The organism is Actinophytocola sp. (assembly GCF_049647105.1).
In the GTDB taxonomy this organism is placed as follows: domain Bacteria; phylum Actinomycetota; class Actinomycetes; order Mycobacteriales; family Pseudonocardiaceae; genus Actinophytocola.
The window spans coordinates 1-3,024 of sequence record NZ_JBARWZ010000243.1 but is presented as its reverse complement, the minus strand read 5'-3'; the positions used below and the strand labels follow the sequence as shown (position 1 = coordinate 3,024).

Below are 3,024 nucleotides of genomic sequence, written 5' to 3'. Positions count from 1 at the left end.
GTCCTGAACCGTGGACTCGCGGGTCCTGAACCGTGGACTCGCGGGTTCTGAACCGTGGACTCGCGGGTTCTGAAGCGTGGACTCGCGGGTTTATGTGGGGGGTTTGGGGCCTATGAAGGCTGCGGCTGCTGCTAGTGCGTAGCCGAGGGCTGGGCCGTAGGCGCCGGGTTGTATGTCTTCGACGGCGAAGCCGTCGGTCAGGTTTGATACCGCTGCTACGTGTACGCCTGCGATGACCAGCAGTACCAGGCCGGCCAGGCGGCGGAAGGTGGACATTGCCATCTTGAGCATGAAGATCACTACGACCAGTGCGGCCAGTGCGATGACCGCGAACGTGATCTCCTGGCGGGAGAAGTTGACCGAGCCGCCGGAGAGCAGGTCGCCGAACGGGCCGAAACGCAGCGCCAGTACGCCGATGCCGATGATCGTGAGCGCCGCCCAGATCACCTTCATCGCCACCGACTCGATGACCGCCACCAGCGACAGCAGGATGCCCAGTACCGCGAGCGGGTAGCTGAACAGCACGACGTACGCGCCGCTGAAGCCGTGTGCGTCGAAGTTCGTGGCGAGGTCCCAGATGGCGGGGAGCGCCTGGGAGTCCTTGTTCGCCGACGAGTACACCCACGGCAGCACGGTGAAGCTGACGACCTGCACGACCAGGCCGAGCAGGCTCAGCAGCAGACCGAGTCCGGGGAGGCGGAAGCCGCCGCCATCGGGCTCGCGGGGCGGCGGCGCCTGCTCGCGGGGCGACGGCGCCTGGCGTCCGGGTGGTGGCGCCTGGCGTCCGGGTGGTGCCTGGCGTTCGGGTGTGGGACGCCGGGGTGGCTGTCGCGTGACCGGATCGCCGTACCCGCGCTGATGGTCCTGGCTCGGATAGCCGCCGCCCGCGTAACCCTGGTCGTATCTCGGGTCATAGGCGGGCTGCTGTTGCTGCTGGGGGTACCCGCGCTGGTGGTCGCCCTGCGGCTGCCGCGGGTACTGCTCGTCTCGGTGCGGTCCTCCTGGTCGGGACATGCGGGCACCGTACCCGCAGATCACCTCATCTGGTGACTGGTTCTCTCCGGTAGGCGGTGATCGTCGCGATCGCACCCGCCCCCACGGCGAGCACAACCCCGGCCAGCCGCACCCAGGACGACGCGGCCACCCCGGAGTCGGCGACATCGACGAGCCTGCCCGCCCCGGCGAGGACCGCCGCCACCTCCGCGACCGCCGTGAGCGCGCCGACGACGACCGGCCACCGCCACCGCGTGGCCACGATGAGGATCGCGGACACCACCATGAGCACCAGCCCCGGCGCCACCACGGGCATGTCCACCCCGGCGACCTGCTGCGCGACGATCCCCCCGGCACCGAAGACGAGGCCGGCCACCGTCCACGTTCGTGCTGACATCACGTTCCCCCTTCGTTCGACCGATGTCGTCTACAGTCGCAAGTCCAGGACGTGGGGTCGTCCCACTCCAGAACCGTTTCCGGGTACGCCGCCGGAGGTAGTTGAGGAGCCGCATGGGAGCCGCGAAGAGTACGGAGTCGCTGGCCGGCGTCCCGCTCACCAACCTCGACCAGCCCCTGTTCGATGGCGCGGACTCGACGAAGCGTGATCTGGTCGACTACCTCGACGCCGTCCACACGCGACTGCTGCCGGAGATCGAGCAGCGCCCGCTTTCCGTGGTGCGCGTGCGGCTGGGGACGGATCCGTTCATGCAGAAGAACGTCCCGAAGTACGCGCCGGAATGGCTGAAGACCACGCCATTCTGGGCGGAGTCGTCGCGTCGCGAAGTGCACTACGCCTTGTGTGACGACAGAAGGTCGCTGGTGTGGTTCGCGAACCAGCGTGCGGTCGAGTACCACCCGACGCTCGGGCGGGTGCCGGACTTCTACCAGGCGACGCATCTGGTGCTGGACCTCGACCCGCCGGAGGGTGACGACACGTTCGGTGTCGCCGTGCAGGCGGCCCTGCTGGTGCGGCAGGCGCTCCACGACCTGGGGCTCGACGGCGCGGTGAAGACGAGCGGCGCCAAGGGTGTGCACGTGTTCGTGCCGATCTCCGCCAACGTGGCGATGGCCGACGCGGCGGCCGCGACCCGTGCCATCGCCGCGCGGGCGGAGCGCATCGACCCGGACCTCGCGACGACCGCGTACATCAAGGCGGACCGCGGCGGGAAGGTGTTCGTGGACTCGACCCGGGCGGGCGGCGCGACGGTCGTGGCCGCGTTCAGCCCCCGGGTGCGCCCTGGTGCGCTGGTGTCGTTCCCGGTGCCGTGGGACGAGATCGAGAACGTGACGCCGCGCGACTTCACCATCCGCAACGCGGCCGGGTTGCTCGGCGACACGAACCCGTGGGCCGATGCGCTGCCCGCGCCCCAGGACCTGCCCGCCGACCTGGTCGCGGAGGGGCATGAGATCCCGGTCGCCCGAGTCGTCGCCATGCACGAGGGCAAGCGCCGCAAGCGTGCCGCGGAGAAGGCTGCTGAGGAGAAGTCGTCCGGGTAACGTGGACGGCATGGACGTCCTGCTGCCGTTCCTGCTCGTGGCGGGGGTCGTGGCCGCGATCTGCTGGGGACTGGTGCGCGGTGCGGCCCGGATGCGGCGCCGCCGGGTGGGCAGCGCCGCGATGAGTGGTGCGATGAGCGTCATCGACGAGATCTGGCACCCGGCCGCGCACGAGCCCCAGATAGAGATCCAGCAGGCCTACGAGCGGCAGGCGCCGACCCCGTCACCGGACGACAAGCCGGAGCGCTGATTAGTGCCTGTCCCATGGATCTTCGTGCGAGGGTCTGGGCTTGACCAACAGTGACCTCAGGGGAACGTGACGGCACCCAGCCACCAACCACCTCGATATCCGGCGCCTGCGCTGGGTCGGAATCAACACTTTTGATGCCGGGGAGGCGGACTAGTTCCAAGGCCGTGAAGTTAGGTGGTTGTGGTGTTGGTCAAGGGTCTGCCGGTGTCAGGATGTGGATGCTGATGGTGGCTTTGTAGCTGGTTCGGTCGATGTTGGGGCCGCGAGCTTGGTATTTGGAGATG

General features: G+C 68.8%; 4 protein-coding genes. 2 read left to right on the top strand and 2 right to left on the bottom strand.

Translation table 11 applies throughout. The features are described 5' to 3' along the window. Window positions 1-90: 90 nt before the first annotated feature. Together WBA97_RS28785 and WBA97_RS28780 are read right to left on the bottom strand one after the other, a co-directional pair. A complete protein-coding gene (locus WBA97_RS28785; RefSeq protein WP_424234087.1) occupies window positions 91-1,014 on the bottom strand; it encodes a hypothetical protein in 924 nt (307 codons plus the stop codon). 25 nt (window positions 1,015-1,039) lie between these two features. Then, the gene (locus WBA97_RS28780) at window positions 1,040-1,390 is read right to left on the bottom strand and encodes a hypothetical protein (protein WP_424234086.1); all 351 of its coding nucleotides are present in this window, start codon (window positions 1,388-1,390) and stop codon (window positions 1,040-1,042) included. 113 nt (window positions 1,391-1,503) lie between these two features. On the opposite strand from WBA97_RS28780, the gene WBA97_RS28775 reads away from it, so the two are divergent. Together WBA97_RS28775 and WBA97_RS28770 are read left to right on the top strand one after the other, a co-directional pair. Next, the gene (locus tag WBA97_RS28775; RefSeq protein ID WP_424234085.1) at window positions 1,504-2,490 is read left to right on the top strand and encodes a DNA polymerase domain-containing protein; all 987 of its coding nucleotides are present in this window, start codon (window positions 1,504-1,506) and stop codon (window positions 2,488-2,490) included. A gap of 10 nt (window positions 2,491-2,500) precedes the next feature. Further along, complete coding sequence (locus WBA97_RS28770; protein ID WP_424234084.1) at window positions 2,501-2,740, top strand: hypothetical protein; 240 nt, start codon at window positions 2,501-2,503, stop codon at window positions 2,738-2,740. Window positions 2,741-3,024: the final 284 nt, after the last annotated feature.